We start from the raw sequence: 19,604 nt of genomic DNA on the forward strand, positions 1-19,604 counted from the left end.
GCGTGCGGGTCTTCCACATCCAGCAGGACAGCTTCCAGGAGCTGACCGCCCTGCCCGAAGTCCTGCCCGAGCGTGGCTTCCTGTGGCTGGGCTATGGCCGGCGCGAGTTCGAAGTTGGCGAGGCGGCGGCCCAGCAAGCGCTGGCGCGTTGGGGCTGCGGCAATATCGTCGACCTGCATGTGTCCGACCTGATCAACAACCAGCTGCCCTCGCACTTCGACTACACGTCCTGGTACGACATGCTGGTGTTCCGCCGCCTGGCCGCGGCACCGGGCAGCCAGGACCTCTTCGTCGACGACGAGCACGGCACCTTGGCCTCGGCCCAGCGCGCGTTGCGCGCCATCGACACCAGCCCCGTCGGCTTTGCCGTCTTCGACCGCGTGCTGGTCACCGTTCACCCCACCGACTGCCAGGTGCGCGAGTTCTTCGCCCAGAAGCTGGACCGCCTGATCGAAGGGCGCGAGAAGGCGCCGGCCCGCGGCAGCGCGCGCCTGCCGGCCAGCCCGGCCGACCTGATGCTGCGCATGGTCAACCACATGGTGGACAGCTATCTGGAGCTGCGCCGCCTGCTGACCCGCCAGCTCGGCACCCTGCAGCGCGTGCTGCTGGACCAGAGCAGTGAGTTCGACGACTGGCCGCTGCTGCTGGAAAGCCGCGATGCCCTGCACCGGCTGGAAGACACCTGCGAAGACCAGCGCGCCGCCATCCAGGAGTGGATAGACGCGCTGGACGAATGGCCGGCCGATGGCGATCCGCATGCGACCCGCGAGCGCGAGCTGTTGCGGGTGCGCTCACGCGACGTGTTGGAGCATGTGGAGCGGGTGCTGACGCATGTGCGCCGATTGGAGTCGTCGGCTGAATCGGCCGTGCAGATGCACTTCAGCGCCCTGGGTCACCGCACCAACAGCATCATGCGCACGCTGACGGTGCTGACGGCCATCTTCCTGCCACTGAACCTCATCACCGGCATCTTCGGCATGAACTTCGAGTGGATGCCGCTGATCAAGAACGCCAACGGCTTCTGGGATGCGGCCCTGTTGATGGTGGCCGTGGCGCTGGGGCTGTGGTTCCTGTTCCGCCGCAAGCGCTATCTGAGCAGCAGCCGCTAGCCAGCTCAGCGCTTCATGTAGGGATCGGCGAAGCCCAGGCCGGCCAGGATCTCGGTCTCGCGCGCCTCCATGCACTCGGCCTCGTCGTCGGCCTCATGGTCATAGCCCTGGGCGTGCAGGGTGCCGTGCACCAGCAGGTGGGCATAGTGGTCCAGCAGCGGGATGCCCATCTCGGCGGCCTCCTTCTCCACCACCTCGGCGCAGATGACGAGGTCGGCGCCGACGACGGGCTCGTGGGCGTAGTCGAAGGTCAGCACATTGGTCGCGTAGTCCTTGCCGCGGAAGTCGCGGTTCAAGGTGCGCCCTTCCTCGGCGTCGACGATGCGCACGGCGATCTCGCCCGGCAGCTCCAGTGCGGCGCGGATGAAGCGCTGCACCTTGTGACGCGGCAGCAGGGCGCGATGGCGCGGGTCGGCAAACTGGAGCGAAAGGCTCAGCTCAGGCTTGGACATCTCAGTTTTCCATTCCGCATTCGCGGCAGATGCGATGGGTGAATCCAACATCTTGCGGGCCGAGCGCTGGGCCGCTCCCGAGCCGGCCCGCGCTGGCGATCTGCTCGCGGCTCGACGCCGCGAGCATCGCCGTCCCCCTGGGGGACCGGTCAGACGCACCGCGTTCAGCGGTGTGCGGCTGGACGAGGGGCTTCACGCTTCTCTCGCTTCACGCTTGGCGCGCGCTTCGTAGGCCTCGACGATGCGCGCCACCAGCGGGTGGCGCACGACGTCGGTGCTGGTGAAGCGCGTCATCGCAATGCCCTTGACCCTGGCCAGCACATGCTCGGCGTCGATGAGTCCGGACTGGGTGCCGCGCGGCAGGTCGATCTGGCTGGTATCGCCGGTGACGACGCAACGGCTGCCGAAGCCAATGCGAGTCAGGAACATCTTCATCTGCTCGGGCGTGGTGTTCTGGGCCTCGTCGAGGATGACGAAGGCATGGTTCAGCGTGCGGCCGCGCATGAAGGCCAGCGGCGCGACCTCCAGCTGCCCCTTCTCGAAGGCCTTGGTGACCCGGTCGAAGCCGAGCAGGTCGTAGAGGGCGTCGTAGAGCGGGCGCAGATAGGGGTCGACCTTCTGCGTCAGGTCGCCCGGCAGGAAGCCCAGGCGCTCGCCGGCTTCGACCGCCGGGCGGGTCAGGATGATGCGCTGCACCGCGGCACGCTCCAGCGCGTCCACCGCGCAGGCGACTGCCAGGAAGGTCTTGCCGGTACCCGCAGGGCCGAGGCCGAAGGTGATGTCGTGGGACAGGATCTGCTGCAGATACTGGTGCTGGCGCGGCGTTCGGGCCGACAGATCGGCACGGCGGGTGCGCAGCACCAGGGGACCGTCACCGCCGGGTTCCGGCGCGGACCCGGCCGCCGGCGCCTGGGCCTCGACGAGGGCCAGCTGCAGCGTCTCGGCCGACAGCGGTCGGCGGGCGCGCTCGTACAGCCCTTCCAGCAGCCCCTGGACGCGCTCCGCAACGACCTTGGCGCCATTGACGCGGAACTCGCCGTCGCGGCGCGTGATCTTCACGCCGAAGGCCGCCTCGATCTCGCGCAGATGGGCGTCCAGGCTGCCGCAGACACGGGCCAGGCGCGTGTTGTCGACCGGTTCTAGGGAAAAGCGCAGGATCACGATGGGCTGAAACGAAAGTGGTCGCGGATTGTCGCCGCCTGCGGTGCAAAGAAGCGCCCCGCTGGTGCATTCCCGGCCCGTGGCCCGTGGGCGCTCACGCACAATGCCGCCCCATGACGTCACCGATCGCGCCGAGGGCCTCCAGGGCTCGGCGCCTGCCCCTTTTTCTGTTGCTGTCCGCGGCCCTGCTCAGCCCGGTCGCCGCCCAGGCCCAGGCTTTGGCCGGACCGGACTGGACGGCCACCGTGCGCGGCTGGGTGGCCGCCATGCTGGCCCTGATGGCCACCGTCATCGGCCTGGTCTCCAGCCTGCACCACCGCGAGCGGCCGGCCAGCTTCCTGATCGGCATGATGCTGAGCTGGGTGGTGCTGCGCGCCGCCGCGGCCCCCAGCGCCGCTGGCTTGCGGCCGCTGCTGCTGACCCTGCTGGTGCTGTGCGGCGTGCAATACCTGCTGCGCCAGATGAACTGGAAACGCAGCTGGATCGACCATGCCTTGCTGATCCAGTGCCTGGTCGTGCCGGCCAGCCTGTTGCTGACGGGCGGCCAGGTCGGCCTCCTCGGCTCGATCTGGCAGGCGGTGCTGAGCCTGGAGCTGGTGGCCGCCATGGGTTGGGCACTGTGGCTGCGCCGGCAACGGCTGAAGGACGGCGGCGACGAGGCCCAGTCGCGCGAGTTCATGCTGATGGCGGTGCTGCTGCTGCCGACCATGGCCGCCCTGCTCGCCGAACGGCTGCTGGCGGCCACCAGCGAATCGCTGTGGACGACGGCCGCGCCCTGGCTCAACCTCATGCTGCCGATGCTGATGCTGGGCCTGGGCCTGCAGCTGGTGAACAGCGTCGCCCACGCGCGGGTCGAAGCCGAGCGACACATCGCCGCGATCGAGCAGCGCATGAACGAACGCATCGCCGAGGTCGAGCGCAGCCACAGCCAGCTGGCCGAACAGAAGCTCGAACAGGTCACCGAGCGCGAGCGCAAGCGCATTGCCGCGGACCTGCACGACGACCTCGGTGCCAAACTGCTGACCATCGTCCACACCAGCGAGTCCGACCGCATCTCCACGCTGGCCCGCGAGGCGCTGGAAGAGATGCGCCTGTCGGTGCGCGGCCTGACGGGCAAGCCGGTGCACCTCATCGACGCGCTGGGCGACTGGCGGGCGGAAGTCGTGATGCGCCTGGGCCAGGCCAACATCCTGGCCGAATGGAAGTCGCCGGCCGAGGACATCGAGCACACCTTCCAGGCCCGCTCCTATGTGCAGACGACGCGCATCCTGCGCGAGTCGGTGTCCAACATCATCAAGCACAGCGGCGCCACCCATGCGACGATTTCGAGTGCGGTGCAGGATGGCGACTTCATCCTGACCATCCAGGACAACGGCCAGGGCATTCCCACCGAACTCGACGGACGGTTGGACAGAGGCCACGGCATGGCGAGCATGAAATCACGCGCCAAGCAGATGCATGGCCAATGCCTGGTTGAATCCGGCCCCGGCTGGGGTACTGTGATCCGTCTGACCATTCCGCTCTGAACAGCGCCCTGAATCCGAGGTCCCCCATGAACCACATCCTGCTGCTCGAAGACATCCCGGAGATCCGCGCCTGGCTCAAGGCCCTGGTCAAGCAGGTGTTCGCCAACGCCCAGATCACCGAATGCTCGCGCGTCCAGGACGCCCTCGCCCTGGTCAACGGCCAGCGCTTCACGCTGGCGCTGCTCGACCTCGGCCTGCCCGATGGCTCCGGCGTCGAGGTGATTGCCGCGCTGCGCGAGAAGCAACCCGAGGTGCAGTCCGTCATCGTCACCATCCACGACGACGACGAGCACCTCTTCCCTGCCCTGCAGGCCGGCGCCTTCGGCTATCTGCTGAAGGAGCAGTCGCGCGAGCTGCTGGTCGAGCAGCTGCAACGCATGAGCCAAGGCGAACCGCCGCTGTCGCCGTCCATCGCACGCAAGGTCATTGCCTACTTCGCCGCCCAAGTCAAGCCGAGCTCCCAGGCCCTGCTGCACGAAGTCTCGCTGACGGACCGCGAGACCGAGGTGCTGCTGCGCGTGGCCAAGGGCTTCACGCTGCCGGAGATCGGCGTGCAGCTGGGCCTGTCGCGTCACACCATTGCCGACTATGTGAAGCAGATCTACCGCAAGCTCAACGTGAGCTCGCGTGCGGAAGCCGCCTTGGAGGCTCAGCGCCTCGGGTTGTTCGGCAGAAACTAATGGCTTGGGGATGGACCTGTGCGCGCAGCGTGCAGCTCCGTCCTCACTGACTTAGGACGGCCCGGATAATGGGCCGATGATTGGAAGACTCAGCGGCGTCATTGCCGAGAAATCACCCCCGCAGGTCGTCATCGACGTGGCGGGCGTGGGCTACGAGGTGGATGTGCCGATGAGCACCTTCTACAACCTCGGCGGCCTGGGCGAGCGGGCCGTGCTGCTCACCCACCTGACCATCCGCGAGGACGCGCACCAGCTCTTCGGCTTCCTCACACATGAGGAACGCGCCACCTTCCGCCAGCTCATCAAGATCACTGGCATCGGGCCGAAGATGGCGCTTGGCCTGCTCTCCGGCCTGTCTGTTGCGGAGCTTGCCCAGGCGGTGTCCCACCAGGAGATCGGCCGGCTGACCAAGGTACCGGGCATCGGCAAGAAGACAGCCGAGCGCCTGTTGCTGGAGTTGAAAGGCAAGCTCGGCGCCGACCTCGCGCTGCCGGCCGCTGTCGCCAACGACGCCCAGGCCGACATCCTGCAGGCCCTGGTTGCCCTGGGCTACAGCGAGAAGGATGCCGCTGCCGCGCTGAAGGTGCTGCCGCCCGACGTCGGCGTCAGTGACGGCATCAAGCTCGCGCTGAAGAAGCTGACATGAGCGTCCAGACTGACGACTTCGCCCCGGCGCCCCGCATCGTCAGCGCCGCGCCCGAGTCCAGCCGCGAGGAGGCGATGGAGCGCGCGCTGCGGCCCAAGCATCTCGACGAGTATGTCGGCCAGGCCAAGGCCCGTGAGCAGCTGGAAATCTTCATCGGCGCCGCCCGCAAGCGCCGCGAGGCCCTGGACCATGTGCTGCTGTTCGGTCCGCCGGGCCTGGGCAAGACGACGCTGTCCCACATCATCGCGGCCGAACTGGGCGTCAACCTGCGCCAGACTTCGGGCCCGGTGCTGGAGAAGCCCAAGGACCTGGCCGCAATACTCACCAATCTCGAGAAGAACGACGTGCTCTTCATCGACGAGATCCACCGCCTCAGCCCGGTCGTCGAGGAAATCCTCTATCCAGCGCTGGAGGACTACCAGATCGACATCATGATCGGCGAAGGCCCGGCCGCGCGCTCCATCAAGCTCGACCTGCAGCCCTTCACGCTGGTCGGCGCCACGACGCGCGCCGGCATGCTGACCAATCCGCTGCGCGACCGCTTCGGCATCGTCGCGCGGCTGGAGTTCTACACGCCCACCGAGCTGCAGCGCATCGTGACGCGTTCGGCCGGCCTGCTGAGCGCCCCCATCGATGCCGACGGCGCGCTGGAGATCGCCCGCCGCTCGCGCGGCACGCCGCGTATCGCCAACCGCCTGCTGCGCCGCGTGCGCGACTACGCCGAGGTCAAGGCCGACGGACGCATCGTCGCCGGCATCGCCGACAAGGCCCTGGCCATGCTGGACGTCGACCCTCAGGGCTTCGACCTGATGGACCGCAAGCTGCTGGAGGCCGTCGTGCATCGCTTTGACGGCGGGCCGGTCGGCCTGGAAAACGTGGCCGCCGCCATCGGCGAGGAAGCCGGCACCATTGAAGACGTCATCGAGCCCTACCTGATCCAGCAGGGCTTTCTGCAACGCACGCCGCGCGGCCGCGTCGCGACATTGGCGGCCTACCGCCACCTGGGCCTGACACCGCCCGGCAACCGGAATGCGCCCGACCTGTTCGGCGAGTGAGCTGCCGCTCACCGCCAGGCGGCTATCAAAGGCGGCCATAAAAAAAGCGCCCCGAGGGGCGCTTTCTTCGTTCCGGTCCCGAAGGATCAGAAGTTGTGGCGGATACCAGCAGCCAGCGAGCTGAAGTCCTGGCCGGCGACGCCGGTCTGGTAGGTGCCCTTGGTCTGGTTGTCGACCTTGGTCCAGAAACCGTAGACCTTGGTGCGCTTGCTCAGGTTGTAGTTGTAGCCAACCGTCAGCTGCTTGGCGCCGTCGTCGACGAAGATGTTGTCGGCCTTGCCGAAGTTCAGGTGGAACTCGGACTGACCCATCACGTACATGCCGGACACGCGGAAGGTGTTCCAGTTCTTCTTCACGCCGCCGAAGATGTTCTCGGCGCGCTGGATGTAGCCACCGACGACCACGGGGCCGAATTCGTACAGACCGCGCACGGCGAACTGGTTGAAGTCGCCCTTCTTCTCGTAGCCGAAGCCAGCGTGGGCGGGGCCCATGTCGTAGTTGACGGCGATGTCTTCAGCGCGGCTCGTCGCGCCTTCACCGGCAGCAACCGACAGCTCGGCGGACAGGCCACCAGCGGTAGGCGTGAAGTAGGAGACCTTGTTGTTCGTGTAGAACTGGGTGGCGTACAGCGCGTCGGCCGAAGTACCCGTGTCATGGTTGTGCATGGACACGTAGTCAGCGGTGGCGAAGTACGAGCCCGGGAACCACTTGCCCAGACGGATGCCGCCGAAGCTGCCTTCCAGTTGGACCCACGAAGCGCGGTTCCAGAAGGTGGTGCCGCCGGTGGCAGCGCCGGTGTCGCTGTTCAGGCCGTGCTCGAGCGAGAACGAAGCCTTCAGGCCACCGCCGAGGTCTTCGCTGCCCTTGAAGCCCAGGCGCGAGGAGTTGTTTTGCACAACGATCTTGCGGTCCGCCGAGCCAAACTTCTGGCTTTCCACGGAGGTATTGAGGCGGCCCCACAGGGTGACGCTTTGTGCGAAAGCCGGAGCGGCGGCGGTGGCGGCCAGAGCGGCGACGAGTGCAATCTTCTTCATCGTTTGCCTTTACAGAGAGGTTGGACGGGGCCTGAAGCCCTGCCTAGAAGGACAAGTGGCGGCCAGTATAGGAGCGGCTTTTGCCCTCCCCGACCCCAGCGACGCGTGGATGCAACAGTGCCGCCAGGGAGCTTGAAAAGCCCGGCAGAAGGCCTCAGGCCGCGATGTCGTCGGCGCTCAAACCGGCCAGATGACGGTCGTCATTCCAGCCCACCAACGTGAAACCTTCCGGGGTCGCGAGCAGCCGATTGATGGTGGCATTGCCCAGTTGCCAACTGCGCGGCGCGTCCAGCGCCACCTGTGTTGCTGCCCTGTAAAGGCAGTCCAGCACGCCACCGTGGGCGACCAGTGCAATGCTCTGGCCCAGATGGGCCGCAGCGGCACGTCGGGCAGCCGCCAGCACCCTTGCGCTGAAGACCGTCAGGCTCTCGCCGCCGCCGACCGGAAAGTCCGGTTCGCGCTTGCGCCAGCGGGCCGCATCCTCGGGATAACCCCTATCAATCTCTTCCCAGCTCAAGCCCTCGAAACGGCCGAATGCGCGCTCGCGCAGGTCGGCATCGAAGCGGATGACCAGGCCCTGGGCGCCGGCCACGGCCTCGGCGGTCTGGCGGGCGCGACTCAGGTCGCTGGAGTAGAGGGCGGCGAGCGGCTCGTCCGCCAGGGCCTCGGCCAGGCGTTCGGCCTGGGCCAGGCCCAGCGGACTCAAGGGGATGTCGGTATGGCCCTGGATGCGGGTGGCGCGGTTCCAGGCCGTCTCGCCATGGCGGATCAGGATGAGGCGGGTGGCTTCTTCCAGCACTAGACGCCCCAGACGACGTCGGTCTTTTCCTTGACGCTGCGCTGCATCAGCTCATGCAGCGGCCAGGCGCGCTGGCGCAGGGACACGCCCTGGCGGCGCGGCACGGCCTGGCCAGCCGCCTTGGCTTCGTCGACGGTGCGCTGGAATTGCGCCTCGTCGTCCGCGACGCCAGCCTCCAGCGCCTGGATCAAGCCCGGCAGGGCGGCCAGCTCCAGGATGCCTTGGGGGGCGGGCTCGCGCCCCATCAGGCGCAGCACGGCATCGGCCGAGTCGGCCATCATGATGACGTCGGCGCCAGCCTTGGATTTGAAGCGGTAGAGCATGGCGCCATTGTGCGCCGCGAGAGATCAGCCGCTCGCGAGTCCCAACCAGCCCGATACCGGCGAGTCGACGACGTGGCGGCGCGGGCGCACGCGCTGCTCGAACTCCTCCGGCCGCAGCGGCCTGGCAAACAGATAGCCCTGGAATTCATGGCAACCGGCCTGGGCCAGGAAGTCGCGTTGGGCCTCGGTTTCGACACCCTCGGCGATAACCTGCAGGCCCAGGGCACGGCCCATCTGCACGATGGCGTTGGCGATACCCACGTCGCTCGCGTCATTGGGCAGGCCTTGCACGAAGCTGCGGTCGATCTTCAGGCGCTGGATGGGGAAGCGCTTCAGATAGCCCAGCGAGGAATAACCGGTGCCGAAGTCGTCGATGGACAGGGTCACGCCGAGTGCCGCCAGCGCCTGCATGCGCTTGAGGGCCTCCTCGGCGTCGCCCAGCAGTACGCCCTCGGTCAATTCGAGCTCGAGCAGGCTGGCCGGCAGCATGGCTTCACGCAGGACTTCGGCCACGGTCTCGACGAAATGGGACTGCTGGAACTGCAGGGCCGACACGTTGACGGCGACCGGCATGCGCAGGCCGCGGCTCAGCCAATGGGCGGCCTGGCCGACGGCCTCGCGCAGCACCCATTCGCCGATGGCGACGACGAAGCCGCTCTCCTCGGCCAGCGGGATGAATTCGGCCGGCGAGATGTCGCCACGCTGCGGATCGCGCCAGCGGATCAGGGCCTCGGCGCCGATGACGCGGTCGCTGCCCAGTTCGACCTGGGGCTGGTAGTGCAGGCGGAAGCGCCCCTCGGCCAGGGCCTGGCGCATGTCATGGTCCAGGCGCATGCGCGACAGCAGGTCGACCTCCTTGCGCGGCACGTGGAAGCGAAAACCGGCGCGGCCGCTCTCCTTGACCCAGTGCATGGCGCGCTCGGCGCTGGCCATCAGCTCGTCGGGTGAGCCGCCATCGCTGGGGTGCAGGGCGATGCCGCAGCTGGCGGTGACGGTGAAGCTCAGCGTGTCAAAGCTGAAGGGCTGGGCCAGCAGCTGCTGCACATGGCGGGCGGCGGCCTCGGCCTCGAACATCTGGGCACCGTCGATGAGCAGGGCGAACTCGTCGCCACCCAGACGGGCCAGGGTGTCGTTGGCACCGACGGCACCGCGCAGGCGCTCGACGACCTCGCGCAGCACCCGGTCGCCATAGCTGTGGCCCAGGGTGTCGTTGATCTGCTTGAAGCGGTCCAGGTCCAGGTGCAGCAGGGCGAAGGCCGGCGGGGCTTCGCCGGTGTTGGCGGCGCCCATCTGCTGCACGATGCGATCGGCCAGCGCACGGCGGTTGGGCGCACCGGTCAACGCGTCGGAGCGGCCGAGCTCCTCGATGCGTTGGTGGGCGGCCAGCTTTTCGCTGAGGTCGCGGAAGGAGAAGACGCGGCCGATGGGTTCGCCGCGGCTCATCTGCGGCAGCGACACCTGCTCCAGCACCCGGCCGTCGGCCAGGCGCAGCATGTCGCTGGAGCGCATCAGCGGCGCATCCAGCAGGGCCTCGATGCGCAGGCGGTATTGCTCGCCATCGCGCATGACGCGTTGCAGGCTCAGCCACAGGCCGGCGTCGCCGGGTTCGTGCAGCAGGCCGCCCGGCAGGCCCCAGAGCTTGGCGAAGCGGCGGTTGAAGCTGCGCACGCGGCCGCCCAGGTCGACGACGAGGATGCCGTCGGCGGTGGACTCCAGCGTGGCGCGCAGTTCGGCCAGCAGGGTCTCGCGCTCGGCCTCGGCGCGGCGGCGGCGGGTCTGGTCGTGCAGCAGCACCAGCCAGTAGCGGCCGCCTTCGGGCGTGTGGATGGGGCTGATGGAGCGGCTGACCCAGCGCGGCTGACCATCGCTGTGGGTCAGCACGGTGTCGGAGCGGATGCGGGCCAGGGGATCACGAGCCGCGCCCTGCCAGAAGGCTTCATCCTCCAGCGAACCGCACAGGACCGCGGGCGGCTGACCCAGGGCCTTTTCGGGCTTGAGGCCGAGCAGACGCAACGCCGCGCGATTGACGACGCTGACCGTCAGGCTTTCTCCATCCACCAGCCAGGCCGGCTCGGGCAGGCCTTCCAGCAGTACGCCGATCACGGAGGGCGCTTCCGGGACGCGGGGCAAGGCTGGGTTCGCCTCGCGGCCGTCGTTCACGTGGTCAGCTCCCCTGGCCCGGTGCTCGCGGCGTCGAAGAAATAGGCGATGCGGGCACGGGGGCTGAGGTAGTCCAGCGATGCTCTCGGCAGGAACTGGGGCTTGAGGCTGCGGCGGATGCCCAGGTCAGGCATTTCTTCGAGGTTGAGGATCAGCGCCTCTTCCTTGGGCACCTTGGTGTCATGGACCATGACGCGGGGCTTGAGCGGGCGGGCCGAGTTGACGGACACGACCAGGGCATAGCGGTCGTCGGTCAGCTGCACCGTGGAGCCCGGCGGATAGACGCCCATCATGCGGATGAAGGCGTTCAGCATGGTCGCGTCGAAGCGGTTGCGCCCCTGGGCGAACATCAGCGACAGGGCCTCGTGGGGCGTCATCGCCTTGGACGTGATCAGCGGGTTGCACAGGCCGTCGAAACGGTTCACCAGGGCGACGATGCGCGCGCCGGTGCTCATGCGGTCCATGTTGATCTTCTGCGGGAAGCCGCTGCCGTCGGCATGCTCGTGGTGCTGGGCGACGATGAGCAGGGGGCCGGGCGGCAGGCCCATGGTCTGGGCGATGGCCACGCCCTTGACGACGTGTTGCTGGTAGGCCTGGGTCTCGGCAGCCGTGAAGCTCTCGTCGCGGTGGCGCAGGCGGGCGGCGACCTCGAGCTTGCCGACGTCGTGCAGCAGGGAGCCGACGCCGAGATCCATCATCTCGTCACGGCCCAGGCCAAAGGCGCGGCCGAGCAGCAGGGCAATGATGCAGACGTTCAGCGCATGCGCCGTGCTGCGGTCACCGGCGGCCTCGTTGAGCAGCCGCATATTGAGATCACCCTCGACCAGCATCTTGTCGAGCAGGGCGGCGGTCAGCGCTTCGGCCTGGGTGCGGGCGGCATGGGGGTCGGACTGGACCTGGTCCATGACGCCGCGGAAGCCGTCGGCGGCCTCGCCGTACTGTTCCTCGCACAGGCGCAGGGCTTCCCGCTGGGCAGCCAGGGCGCGGCGGTGGGCTTCGCGGGCCAGGTCTTCGGGGCTGGGCTGGGCGGGAACGGCGGTGTCATCGCCGGCAGCCGCGGCGTCCGCGCCGGCAACGGCCGATTCGTCTTCGGACGACTGCAGCGAAAGGTCGCTCTTGGCGGGGCTCCAACGCACCTGGGTCAGGCCGAGACGGCGCAGGATCAGCAACTGATCGCTGGACGCGATCTTGAAGCTCGACAGCGGGAAGGGATGCGACATCCAGCCGAGGTCCAGATGAATGAACATCCCGACCGTCAACTGGCTGACATCGATCAGTGGATCGTTTGTTCTATCCTGCATTCGCTCAAAACCCGTGCGCCGGGCACCCTCGACTCGGCTCGAGCTCCGGCAACCCTGCCGCAGTCCTCGAACCGGCCTCCTGCTATACGTCAAATCGGCCGAATGCGCCTGTTCCTGCCTGGGAAAAATCCCGGGCGAGGCGCAACTCGGAGCTTAGCGCCTGAACGTGACCGATTTCCCGCCCCTTTGTCGGGGCAAACGCGGAGGAATGCATACCCGAGGGCTTGCGCGAAGCCATATGCGCCCTCTCGGTTTTGCGGGCTGAGCGACGGGCCGCTCCCTAGCCGGCCCGCGCTGGCGATGTGCTTGCGGTTCAAAGCCGCAAGCATCGCCATCCCCTCGGGGGACCGACCAAGGTATTTCCTTGGGCGAGGGGCTCACCGTCCAGCGTGATGCAGGGCGATGAAGTCGCGATACCAGTGGGCGCTGTCCTTGAGCAGGCGCTGCTGGCTGTCGTAGTCGACGTGGACCAGACCGAAGCGTTTGTCGTAGCCGGAGTTCCACTCGAAGTTATCGAGCAGGCTCCAATAGAAATAGCCTCGCACGTCGGCACCCAGGCTCATGGCCGTGGACAGGGCCTGCAGATGCGCCGACAGATAGGCAATGCGCTCCTTGTCGGGCACGCGTCCATCGACGACGCGGTCGGCATTGGCCATGCCGTTCTCGGTGATGAACATCGGCGGCGGGTTGTACTCGCGGGCCAGGCGCACCAGGTGCTGGGCGAAGACCTCGGGCACGATCTCCCAGCCCATGTCGGTGAAGCCGCGCTTGCCGGGGCCGGGGACGGTCTTGCCATCGGCGCCGAACAGGCTGCGCGTGTAGAAATTGATGCCGAGGAAGTCCAGCGGCTGGTGGATGCGGTCCAGGTCGCCGGCCTCGATCTTGGGCGCGTCGGCACCGACGTAATCCAGCGCGTCGGCCGGGTAGGCGCCGCGGAAGATGGGGTCCATGTACCAGCGCACATTCAGCCCGTCATCGATGCGAGCGGCGCGGCGGTCGGCCTCGTTGGGCGTGGCCGGGAAGGACGGCGTGTGGTTGAGCACGATGCCGAGCTTGGTCTTGGTGACGGCCCGCATTGCCGCGATGGCCTCGCCGTGGGAGAGCATCAGGTGGTGGGCCACCTGCAGGCTCTCGGCGCGGCTGGTATGGCCGGGAGCGAACTGGGCAGTCTCATAACCCAGCGTTGCCGTGCACCAGGGCTCGTTGTGGGTCGCGATGCTGGCCAGCCGGTCGCCGAAGCGCCTTGCGATCTCGGCGCCGTAGTCGGCAAAGCGGCCGACGACGTCGCGCGACAGCCAGCCGCCGATGCTCTCGTCCAGGGCCTGCGGCAGGTCCCAGTGATAGAGCGTGCCATGGGGCTGGATGCCCGCTTCAAGCAGGGCGTCGATGAGGCTGTCGTAGAAAGCGAAGCCGGCCTCGTTCCAAGCGCCCTGCCCCCGTGGTTGCACGCGCGGCCAGGCGAAGCTGAAGCGGTAGCAGTCCAGGCCCAGGCCCTTCATCAGTGCGACGTCGTCGCGGAAGCGGTGGTAGTGGTCGCAGGCGACATCGATGTTGGAGCCATCCTTGATGCGACCGGGCTGGCGGCAGAAGTGGTCCCAGATGGACGCGCCCTTGCCGTCCTCGAAGGCCGCGCCCTCGATCTGCGCGGCGCTGGTGGCCACACCCCACAGGAAGCCGGGTGGAAATGAAGGCGCAAGGGCGGCGGGATCGATACGGTCGAGGTGGGGGAGGCTCATGGGGGCAGAGAAGCAGGTCGACGCGGACGGCGACGGCGGACGAAGACGGTTCAGGGCTGCGGACGGCGGGCGCCCGCGAAGCGATGGCGGCGTTGGGTGGCGTCTCCGGTGTTGTTTGAATAGGCCCGCCGCGGGCCAGGGTCGTTGGACGACGGGCTGAGCACCGTGTCTGCTTCTTATCTTGCCCGAGGCATGACAACGCTGTCAATACGCATTGATAGCGATAACGCTGACGCTTCAGGAAGTGTGGAAAAGCGCGCCGCTCAGCGGGCGCGCGTGGAGTCGCGCACGACGAGTTCGTGCGGCAGCACCTTGTGCAGATCGGCCTCGTCCGGCGCTTCGCCGCGCTGGCCGGTGACCAGCATTTCCACCGCCGTGCGGGCCATCTCCGCAACCGGTTGGCGCACGGTGGTCAGGGGCGGCCAGACCAGGGCGGCTGTCGGGGAATCGTCGAAGCCGGCCACCGACAGCTCGTTCGGCACCGCCAGGCCCAGGCGCTGGGCCGCGGCGAGCACGCCCAGGGCCATGTCGTCGTTGCTGGCAAAGACGGCTGTCGGGCGCTGGCGGCGACTCAACAGCTGGTGGGCGGCATCACGGCCGCTCTCGAAGGTGAAGGCGCCGGGCTGGATCAGCTCGGGGTCGGGCTCCAGGCCATGCGCGCGCAGCGCATTGACGAAGCCCTGATAGCGCAGGCCGCTGGCCGACTGGTCGGGCGGTCCCTTGATGAAGGCGATGCGCTGATGGCCCAGGCTGAGCAGCAGATTGGTGATCTCCTCGGCCGCATGCGCATCGTCCATGCGCACGGACGGCACGCCGCGCAGGTCGCGCTCGGGCGACATCAGCACGCAGGGCGTGCCGCTCTCGCGCAGGGCGGCGAGCACCTCGGGGTTGTCGCACAGCGGCGGCGTCAGGATCATGCCGTCGGGCCGCAGCGCCAGCACCATGCGGTCGATCTGCTGGCGCAGGTCGGGCGCATCGTTGTGAAGTGACTCGACAACGAGGTGATAACCCAGCTCGCGGCATCGCAGCGTGGCACCTTGCTGCACGCTGCCGACGAAGATCGCGCTGGGGTCATAATAGAGCAGGCCGATCAGGAAGGATCGTCCGCCTGCGAGGCTGCGTGCCGACTGCTTGGGCCGGTAGCGCAGCGCCTCCACCACCTTCAGCACCTGATCCCGGGTGCTTTCATGCACGCCGGGCTCATGGTTGAGCACACGCGAGACGGTCTTGATCGACACGCCCGCTTCGCGGGCGACGTCGACGATGGTGGGGCTACCGCCGCGTGAGCTCACGGTTGCGAAGAATTACTTCTTCTTGGCCTTGGCGGCCGGCTTGGCTGCAGGCTTGGCTGCGGCCTTCTTGGCAGCGGCCTTGGGGTCCACGGCAGCCTTGAAGCCAGCGCCGGCGGTGAACTTGGGCAGCTTGGCGGCGGCGATCTTGATCTTCGCGCCGGTGCTGGGGTTCACGCCGTTGCGGGCGGCACGTGCGTGCTGCTTGAAGGAGCCGAAGCCCGGGATCGACACGGCACCACCCTTTTTGACGGTGGTGACGATGGCGTCCAGCAGGGTCTCGAGGACGCGGCCGGCTTCGGCCTTGCTCAGCTCGTGCTTGGCGGCCAGGTGTTCGATCAGATCGGTCTTGTTCATGCGGGGGGTCTCGTCCAAAAACGCGCCCGAACGGCTCGGGCGGGCGCGATTGTGGCTTATTGCGCGGGGCATACAGTCTCGGCAGAGTCCCGTATCCATCGACATGTCCTCGCCTGTGCACTTTGCCTCCTTGCTTGACGCCCTGCCCCAACAGGTCTGGAAGGCGGATGCACAAGGACGATTGCTGTGGATGAACGCGCGGCTGGCAGAGGCCTTGAACCGCCCGGCCCTGCCGGTCCTGCTGACGCAGTGGCTGCACGAGGACGACCGCGCCGCCTTCAACGCCCGCTGGGCCGAAGCCCAGCGCAGTGGCCGCTTCGACATGGAATACCGGCTCGGCCAGCAGTGGGTGCTGGCCCAGGCCCAGCGCCTGCCGGACTCGCCGCTGTGGCTGGGCACACATACCGACATCGCCGCCCGCCGCGCGGCGGAGGCGCGGCTGCGCGAGTCCGACGAGATCTGGAAGCTGGCGCTCGAGTGCAGCGGCGACGGCGTCTGGGACTGGCATGTGCAGGCCGGCGTCGAGTACTTCTCCGAGCGCTATCTGCGCCTCTATGGTTTTGAGCCGGGCGATGTCGACGCGACGCCCGAGGCCTTCGACGCCCGCACCCATCCCGACGACCTGACGCAGATGGACAAGGACCGCGACGACCATTTCTCCGGCCGCACCGCGCTGTACCGCAACGAGCACCGCGTGCTTTCCAAGGACGGCACCTGGAAATGGATATTGAGCCGCGGCATGGTCATCGCGCGCGACGCCGCGGGCCAGCCGCTGCGCATGGTGGGCACGCACACCGACATCACCGAGCGCAAACGCCAGGAAGCCATGGTCTGGCAGCAGGCCCGCGTCGACACGCTGACCGGTCTGCCCAACCGCCGCTCGCTGCGCGAACGCATCGAGCGCGCTCTGGCCCTGCGCGCGATGCGCGGCGAGGAGCTGGCCGTCATGTTCGTCGACCTCGACCATTTCAAGGAGGTCAACGACTCGCTGGGGCATGACGTCGGCGACGCGCTGCTGGTGCAGGTGGCCGGCCGGCTGCAGGGCTGCATGCCCTCGGGTGGTGTCGTGGCGCGCATGGGTGGCGACGAGTTCACGGTGCTGCTGGCGGCCCAGGACGCGGCGGCGGCAGCCGAACGGGTCGGGCACGAGCTGCTGGAAGCGCTGTCGGCGACCTTCGACGTCGGCGGCGAACGCGTCTATGTCTCGGCCAGCATTGGCGTCAGCCTGGCGCCGCGCGACGGCGTCGAGATCGAAGCCCTGTTCAAGCATGCCGATCAGGCCCTGTACGAAGCCAAGGGCGCGGGCCGCAACCGCATGAGCCTGTTCACACCGGCCCTGCATGAAACGGCACAAAGACGGGCCAGGCTGGCCGGCGAGTTGCGCGAAGCCCTGGCGCTGGGGCAGTTCAGCCTGGTCTACCAGCCCATCCTGTCGCTGCGCGACCCCGCCGCCGCGCCGCGCAAGGCTGAAGCCCTGTTGCGCTGGAAGCACCCGACGCTGGGCGACGTCAGCCCGGCGCAATTCATCCCGCTGGCCGAGACCAGCGGCCTCATCGTCGACATCGGCGACTGGGTGTTCCGCGAGGCGGCGGCCCAGGCCCTGGCATGGCGGGAGGCGGGGCATGAGGGCTTCCAGATCAGCATCAACAAGTCGCCGGTGCAGTTCCTCAGCGAACGCAGCCATCGCGTGCAGCCGGACTGGGTCACGCATCTGAGCGAGCTGGGGCTGAGCGGCGACGCGCTGGCGGTGGAGATCACTGAAGGTCTGCTGCTGGAAAGAGATGAGGCTGTGGCCGACAGGCTGCGCGCCTTGCGCGAGGCCGGTATGGCAATCTCGCTGGACGACTTCGGGACCGGCTATTCCTCACTGAGCTATCTGCAGCACCACGAGATCGACACGTTGAAGATCGACCGCAGCTTTGTCGCCGGGCTGGAAAGCGGCGGCAAGTCGCTGTCGCTGTGCCGGGCCATCGTGACGATGGCGCATGAGCTGGGGATGGAGGTGGTGGCGGAGGGGGTGGAGACGGAGGCGCAGGCTCACGTGCTCCGCGACATGGGCTGCGATTGGGGGCAGGGGTGGTGGTTTGGGAAGGGAATTCCTGCGCGGGAGTTTGAAGAGCGCTGGTTTTCTGCCGCCACTCGCTGAAGCGCCCATTTAGGGCGCCTCAGCGGGGACTCGGTCACGTCCCGCGACCCCGGTTCGCAGCGCAGCTGCGAACCCTTCGAGTCCTCACGCGATGTCCACTGGACATCGCTTCCTGGTCCCCAAACGGCAAAGGCCAGCACTTTCGTGCTGGCCTTTTTCGTTTGGTGCCCAGGAGAGGACTCGAACCTCCACGGAGTTACCCGCTAGTACCTGAAACTAGTGCGTCTACCAATTCCGCCACCTGGGCTTTCAGGGAGGCCGGACTATAGCCCAGTTTTCAGCCCTCCCCGACGAAGTCGACTCAGATGTCGAACTTCACTCCCTGAGCAAGAGGCAACTCGCTCGAATAGTTCACGGTGTTGGTGGTGCGGCGCATGTACGCCTTCCACGCGTCCGAGCCGCTCTCGCGGCCACCGCCGGTTTCCTTCTCGCCACCGAAGGCGCCGCCGATCTCCGCACCGGACGTGCCGATGTTGACGTTGGCAATGCCGCAGTCACTGCCCGAAGCACTCATGAAGCGCTCGGCCTCGCGGATGTCGGTCGTGAAGATGGCGCTCGACAGGCCTTGCGGCACGCCGTTCTGCAGCTCGATGGCCTCTTCCAGCGTCTTGTACTTCAGCGTGTACAGGATGGGCGCAAAGGTCTCGTGGCACACGACCTCGGTCTGGGCGGGCATGCGCACCAGGGCCGGCACGGCGTAATAAGCCTCGGGGAAGCGATCCAGCAGGGCACGTTCGCCACCGCTGACCTGGCCACCCTGCTCGCGCGCGGCGTTCAGCGCGAACTGCATCGCGTCGAAAGCCTGGGCGTCGATCAGCGGACCGATCAGCGTGCCCTGCTCCACCGGCGAACCGATGGGCAGCTGGGCGCGGGCACGGTCCAGGCGCTCGACCAGGGCGTCATGGATGCTCTCGTGGGCGATGACGCGGCGCGTCGTCGTGCAGCGCTGGCCGGCCGTGCCGTAGGCGCCGAACAGGATGCCGCGCACGGCCAGTTCCAGGTCGGCGCTGGGCGTGACGATGATGGCGTTGTTGCCACCCAGCTCCAGCAGCGAGCGGCCGAAACGGGCCGCCACGCGCGGACCGACGGCGCGGCCCATGCGGGTCGACCCGGTGGCGGAAACGAGGGCGACGCGGACGTCGTCGACCATGGCCTCGCCGACATCGGCACGGCCGATGATCAGCTCGGACAGGCCGTCGGGCGCGGCGTTGCCGGCGGCGCGGTAGGCCTTCAGCGCGCGCTCGAACAGGGCCTGCGTGGCCAGGGCCGTCAGCGGCGTCTTTTCGGACGGCTTCCACACGCAGGTGTCGCCGGCGACCAGGGCCAGGGCCGAGTTCCAGGCCCAGACGGCCACGGGGAAGTTGAAGGCCGAGATGATGCCGACGACCCCCAGGGGCAGCCACTGCTCCATCATGCGATGGCCCGGGCGCTCGCTGGCGATGGTCAGGCCATGCAGCTGGCGCGACAGACCGACGGCGAACTCGCAGATGTCGATCATTTCCTGGACTTCGCCCAGGCCTTCGCTGGTGACCTTGCCGGCTTCGATGGAAACCAGCTGGGCCAGCTGAGCCTTGTGGGCGCGCAGCTCTTCGCCGAACAGGCGGACCAGTTCGCCACGCTTGGGCGCCGGCACGACACGCCAGGCCTTGAAGGCTTCATGCGCGCGGCCGATGGCGGCCTGCATGTCGCCACGGCTGGCCGTCGGGATCTGGGCCAGCTCACCGCCGTCGATGGGCGAGCGCACGGTCAGGTCGCCGTTGCCGGGCAGGTGGACGCCCAGGGCGTCGAGGAGGGAAAGGGTCTGTTGCTTCATGGCGAACATTGTCCCGC

At 67.8% G+C, this 19,604-nt stretch carries 17 protein-coding genes and 1 tRNA gene; 6 read left to right on the forward strand and 12 right to left on the reverse strand.

Annotated elements, in window-relative coordinates; all coding sequences use genetic code 11:
- The first annotated feature begins 2 nt into the window (after positions 1–2).
- Positions 3–1,109 (forward strand): magnesium transporter CorA family protein, encoded by a 1,107-nt coding sequence (locus tag ACS5PN_RS28765; protein WP_439467448.1) that lies wholly within the window; start codon positions 3–5, stop codon positions 1,107–1,109.
- Positions 1,110–1,114: 5 nt separating this feature from the next.
- Here the strand turns inward: ACS5PN_RS28765 and ybeY are convergent, their stop codons facing one another.
- Both ybeY and ACS5PN_RS28775 read right to left on the reverse strand, forming a co-directional pair.
- The gene (ybeY, locus tag ACS5PN_RS28770) at positions 1,115–1,561 is read right to left on the reverse strand and encodes an rRNA maturation RNase YbeY (protein ID WP_439467449.1); all 447 of its coding nucleotides are present in this window, start codon (positions 1,559–1,561) and stop codon (positions 1,115–1,117) included.
- 192 nt (positions 1,562–1,753) lie between these two features.
- Positions 1,754–2,722, reverse strand: coding sequence for a PhoH family protein (locus ACS5PN_RS28775; RefSeq protein WP_439467450.1), 969 nt, complete (start codon positions 2,720–2,722; stop codon positions 1,754–1,756).
- Between the two features lie 113 nt (positions 2,723–2,835).
- Between ACS5PN_RS28775 and ACS5PN_RS28780 the strand changes: the two genes are divergently transcribed.
- The 4 genes from ACS5PN_RS28780 (at position 2,836) to ruvB (ending at position 6,629) form a co-directional block, all read left to right on the forward strand.
- A complete protein-coding gene (locus ACS5PN_RS28780; protein WP_439467451.1) occupies positions 2,836–4,248 on the forward strand; it encodes a sensor histidine kinase in 1,413 nt (470 codons plus the stop codon).
- A 26-nt stretch (positions 4,249–4,274) separates the two neighbouring features.
- Entirely contained in the window at positions 4,275–4,928 is a 654-nt protein-coding gene (locus ACS5PN_RS28785) for a response regulator transcription factor (protein WP_119041643.1), read from the forward strand.
- Between the two features lie 76 nt (positions 4,929–5,004).
- On the forward strand, positions 5,005–5,574 hold the full coding sequence (ruvA, locus tag ACS5PN_RS28790; protein WP_439467452.1) for a Holliday junction branch migration protein RuvA: 570 nt from the start codon (positions 5,005–5,007) through the stop codon (positions 5,572–5,574).
- Entirely contained in the window at positions 5,571–6,629 is a 1,059-nt protein-coding gene (gene ruvB, locus ACS5PN_RS28795; protein ID WP_439467453.1) for a Holliday junction branch migration DNA helicase RuvB, read from the forward strand. Before ruvA ends, ruvB begins: the two co-directional genes overlap by 4 nt.
- An 86-nt stretch (positions 6,630–6,715) precedes the next feature.
- Here ruvB and ACS5PN_RS28800 read toward each other — a convergent pair whose 3' ends face one another.
- The 8 genes from ACS5PN_RS28800 to ACS5PN_RS28835 all read right to left on the reverse strand — a co-directional run bounded on the left by ACS5PN_RS28800 (position 6,716) and on the right by ACS5PN_RS28835 (position 15,628).
- Positions 6,716–7,663 carry a porin gene (locus ACS5PN_RS28800; protein ID WP_439467454.1) on the reverse strand — a complete coding sequence of 316 codons (948 nt, stop codon included), beginning with the start codon at positions 7,661–7,663 and terminating at the stop codon, positions 6,716–6,718.
- 154 nt (positions 7,664–7,817) lie between these two features.
- Positions 7,818–8,459, reverse strand: a complete 642-nt coding sequence (locus tag ACS5PN_RS28805) for a histidine phosphatase family protein (RefSeq protein ID WP_439467694.1) — start codon at positions 8,457–8,459, stop codon at positions 7,818–7,820.
- Positions 8,460–8,461: 2 nt separating this feature from the next.
- The gene (locus ACS5PN_RS28810; protein WP_439467455.1) at positions 8,462–8,785 is read right to left on the reverse strand and encodes a DUF1840 domain-containing protein; all 324 of its coding nucleotides are present in this window, start codon (positions 8,783–8,785) and stop codon (positions 8,462–8,464) included.
- A gap of 24 nt (positions 8,786–8,809) precedes the next feature.
- Positions 8,810–10,888, reverse strand: a complete 2,079-nt coding sequence (locus ACS5PN_RS28815; protein ID WP_439467456.1) for a putative bifunctional diguanylate cyclase/phosphodiesterase — start codon at positions 10,886–10,888, stop codon at positions 8,810–8,812.
- A 53-nt stretch (positions 10,889–10,941) separates the two neighbouring features.
- Positions 10,942–12,246 carry an HD-GYP domain-containing protein gene (locus tag ACS5PN_RS28820; protein WP_439467457.1) on the reverse strand — a complete coding sequence of 435 codons (1,305 nt, stop codon included), beginning with the start codon at positions 12,244–12,246 and terminating at the stop codon, positions 10,942–10,944.
- A gap of 377 nt (positions 12,247–12,623) precedes the next feature.
- The gene (locus ACS5PN_RS28825) at positions 12,624–13,982 is read right to left on the reverse strand and encodes a GH1 family beta-glucosidase (RefSeq protein WP_439467458.1); all 1,359 of its coding nucleotides are present in this window, start codon (positions 13,980–13,982) and stop codon (positions 12,624–12,626) included.
- A gap of 263 nt (positions 13,983–14,245) precedes the next feature.
- The gene (locus tag ACS5PN_RS28830; RefSeq protein WP_439467459.1) at positions 14,246–15,274 is read right to left on the reverse strand and encodes a LacI family DNA-binding transcriptional regulator; all 1,029 of its coding nucleotides are present in this window, start codon (positions 15,272–15,274) and stop codon (positions 14,246–14,248) included.
- 12 nt (positions 15,275–15,286) lie between these two features.
- Positions 15,287–15,628, reverse strand: a complete 342-nt coding sequence (locus tag ACS5PN_RS28835; RefSeq protein ID WP_056194383.1) for an HU family DNA-binding protein — start codon at positions 15,626–15,628, stop codon at positions 15,287–15,289.
- Between the two features lie 130 nt (positions 15,629–15,758).
- On the opposite strand from ACS5PN_RS28835, the gene ACS5PN_RS28840 reads away from it, so the two are divergent.
- Complete coding sequence (locus ACS5PN_RS28840) at positions 15,759–17,774, forward strand: putative bifunctional diguanylate cyclase/phosphodiesterase (protein WP_439467460.1); 2,016 nt, start codon at positions 15,759–15,761, stop codon at positions 17,772–17,774.
- A gap of 162 nt (positions 17,775–17,936) precedes the next feature.
- On the opposite strand, the gene ACS5PN_RS28845 is transcribed toward ACS5PN_RS28840, so the two are convergent.
- Both ACS5PN_RS28845 and amaB read right to left on the reverse strand, forming a co-directional pair.
- A tRNA-Leu gene (locus tag ACS5PN_RS28845) sits at positions 17,937–18,021 on the reverse strand.
- Positions 18,022–18,075: 54 nt separating this feature from the next.
- Positions 18,076–19,587, reverse strand: coding sequence for an L-piperidine-6-carboxylate dehydrogenase (gene amaB / locus ACS5PN_RS28850; RefSeq protein WP_439467461.1), 1,512 nt, complete (start codon positions 19,585–19,587; stop codon positions 18,076–18,078).
- Between the last annotated feature and the right edge of the window lie 17 nt (positions 19,588–19,604).

This window comes from Roseateles sp. NT4, assembly GCF_051857475.1.
Classification (GTDB): Bacteria; Pseudomonadota; Gammaproteobacteria; order Burkholderiales; family Burkholderiaceae_C; genus Pelomonas.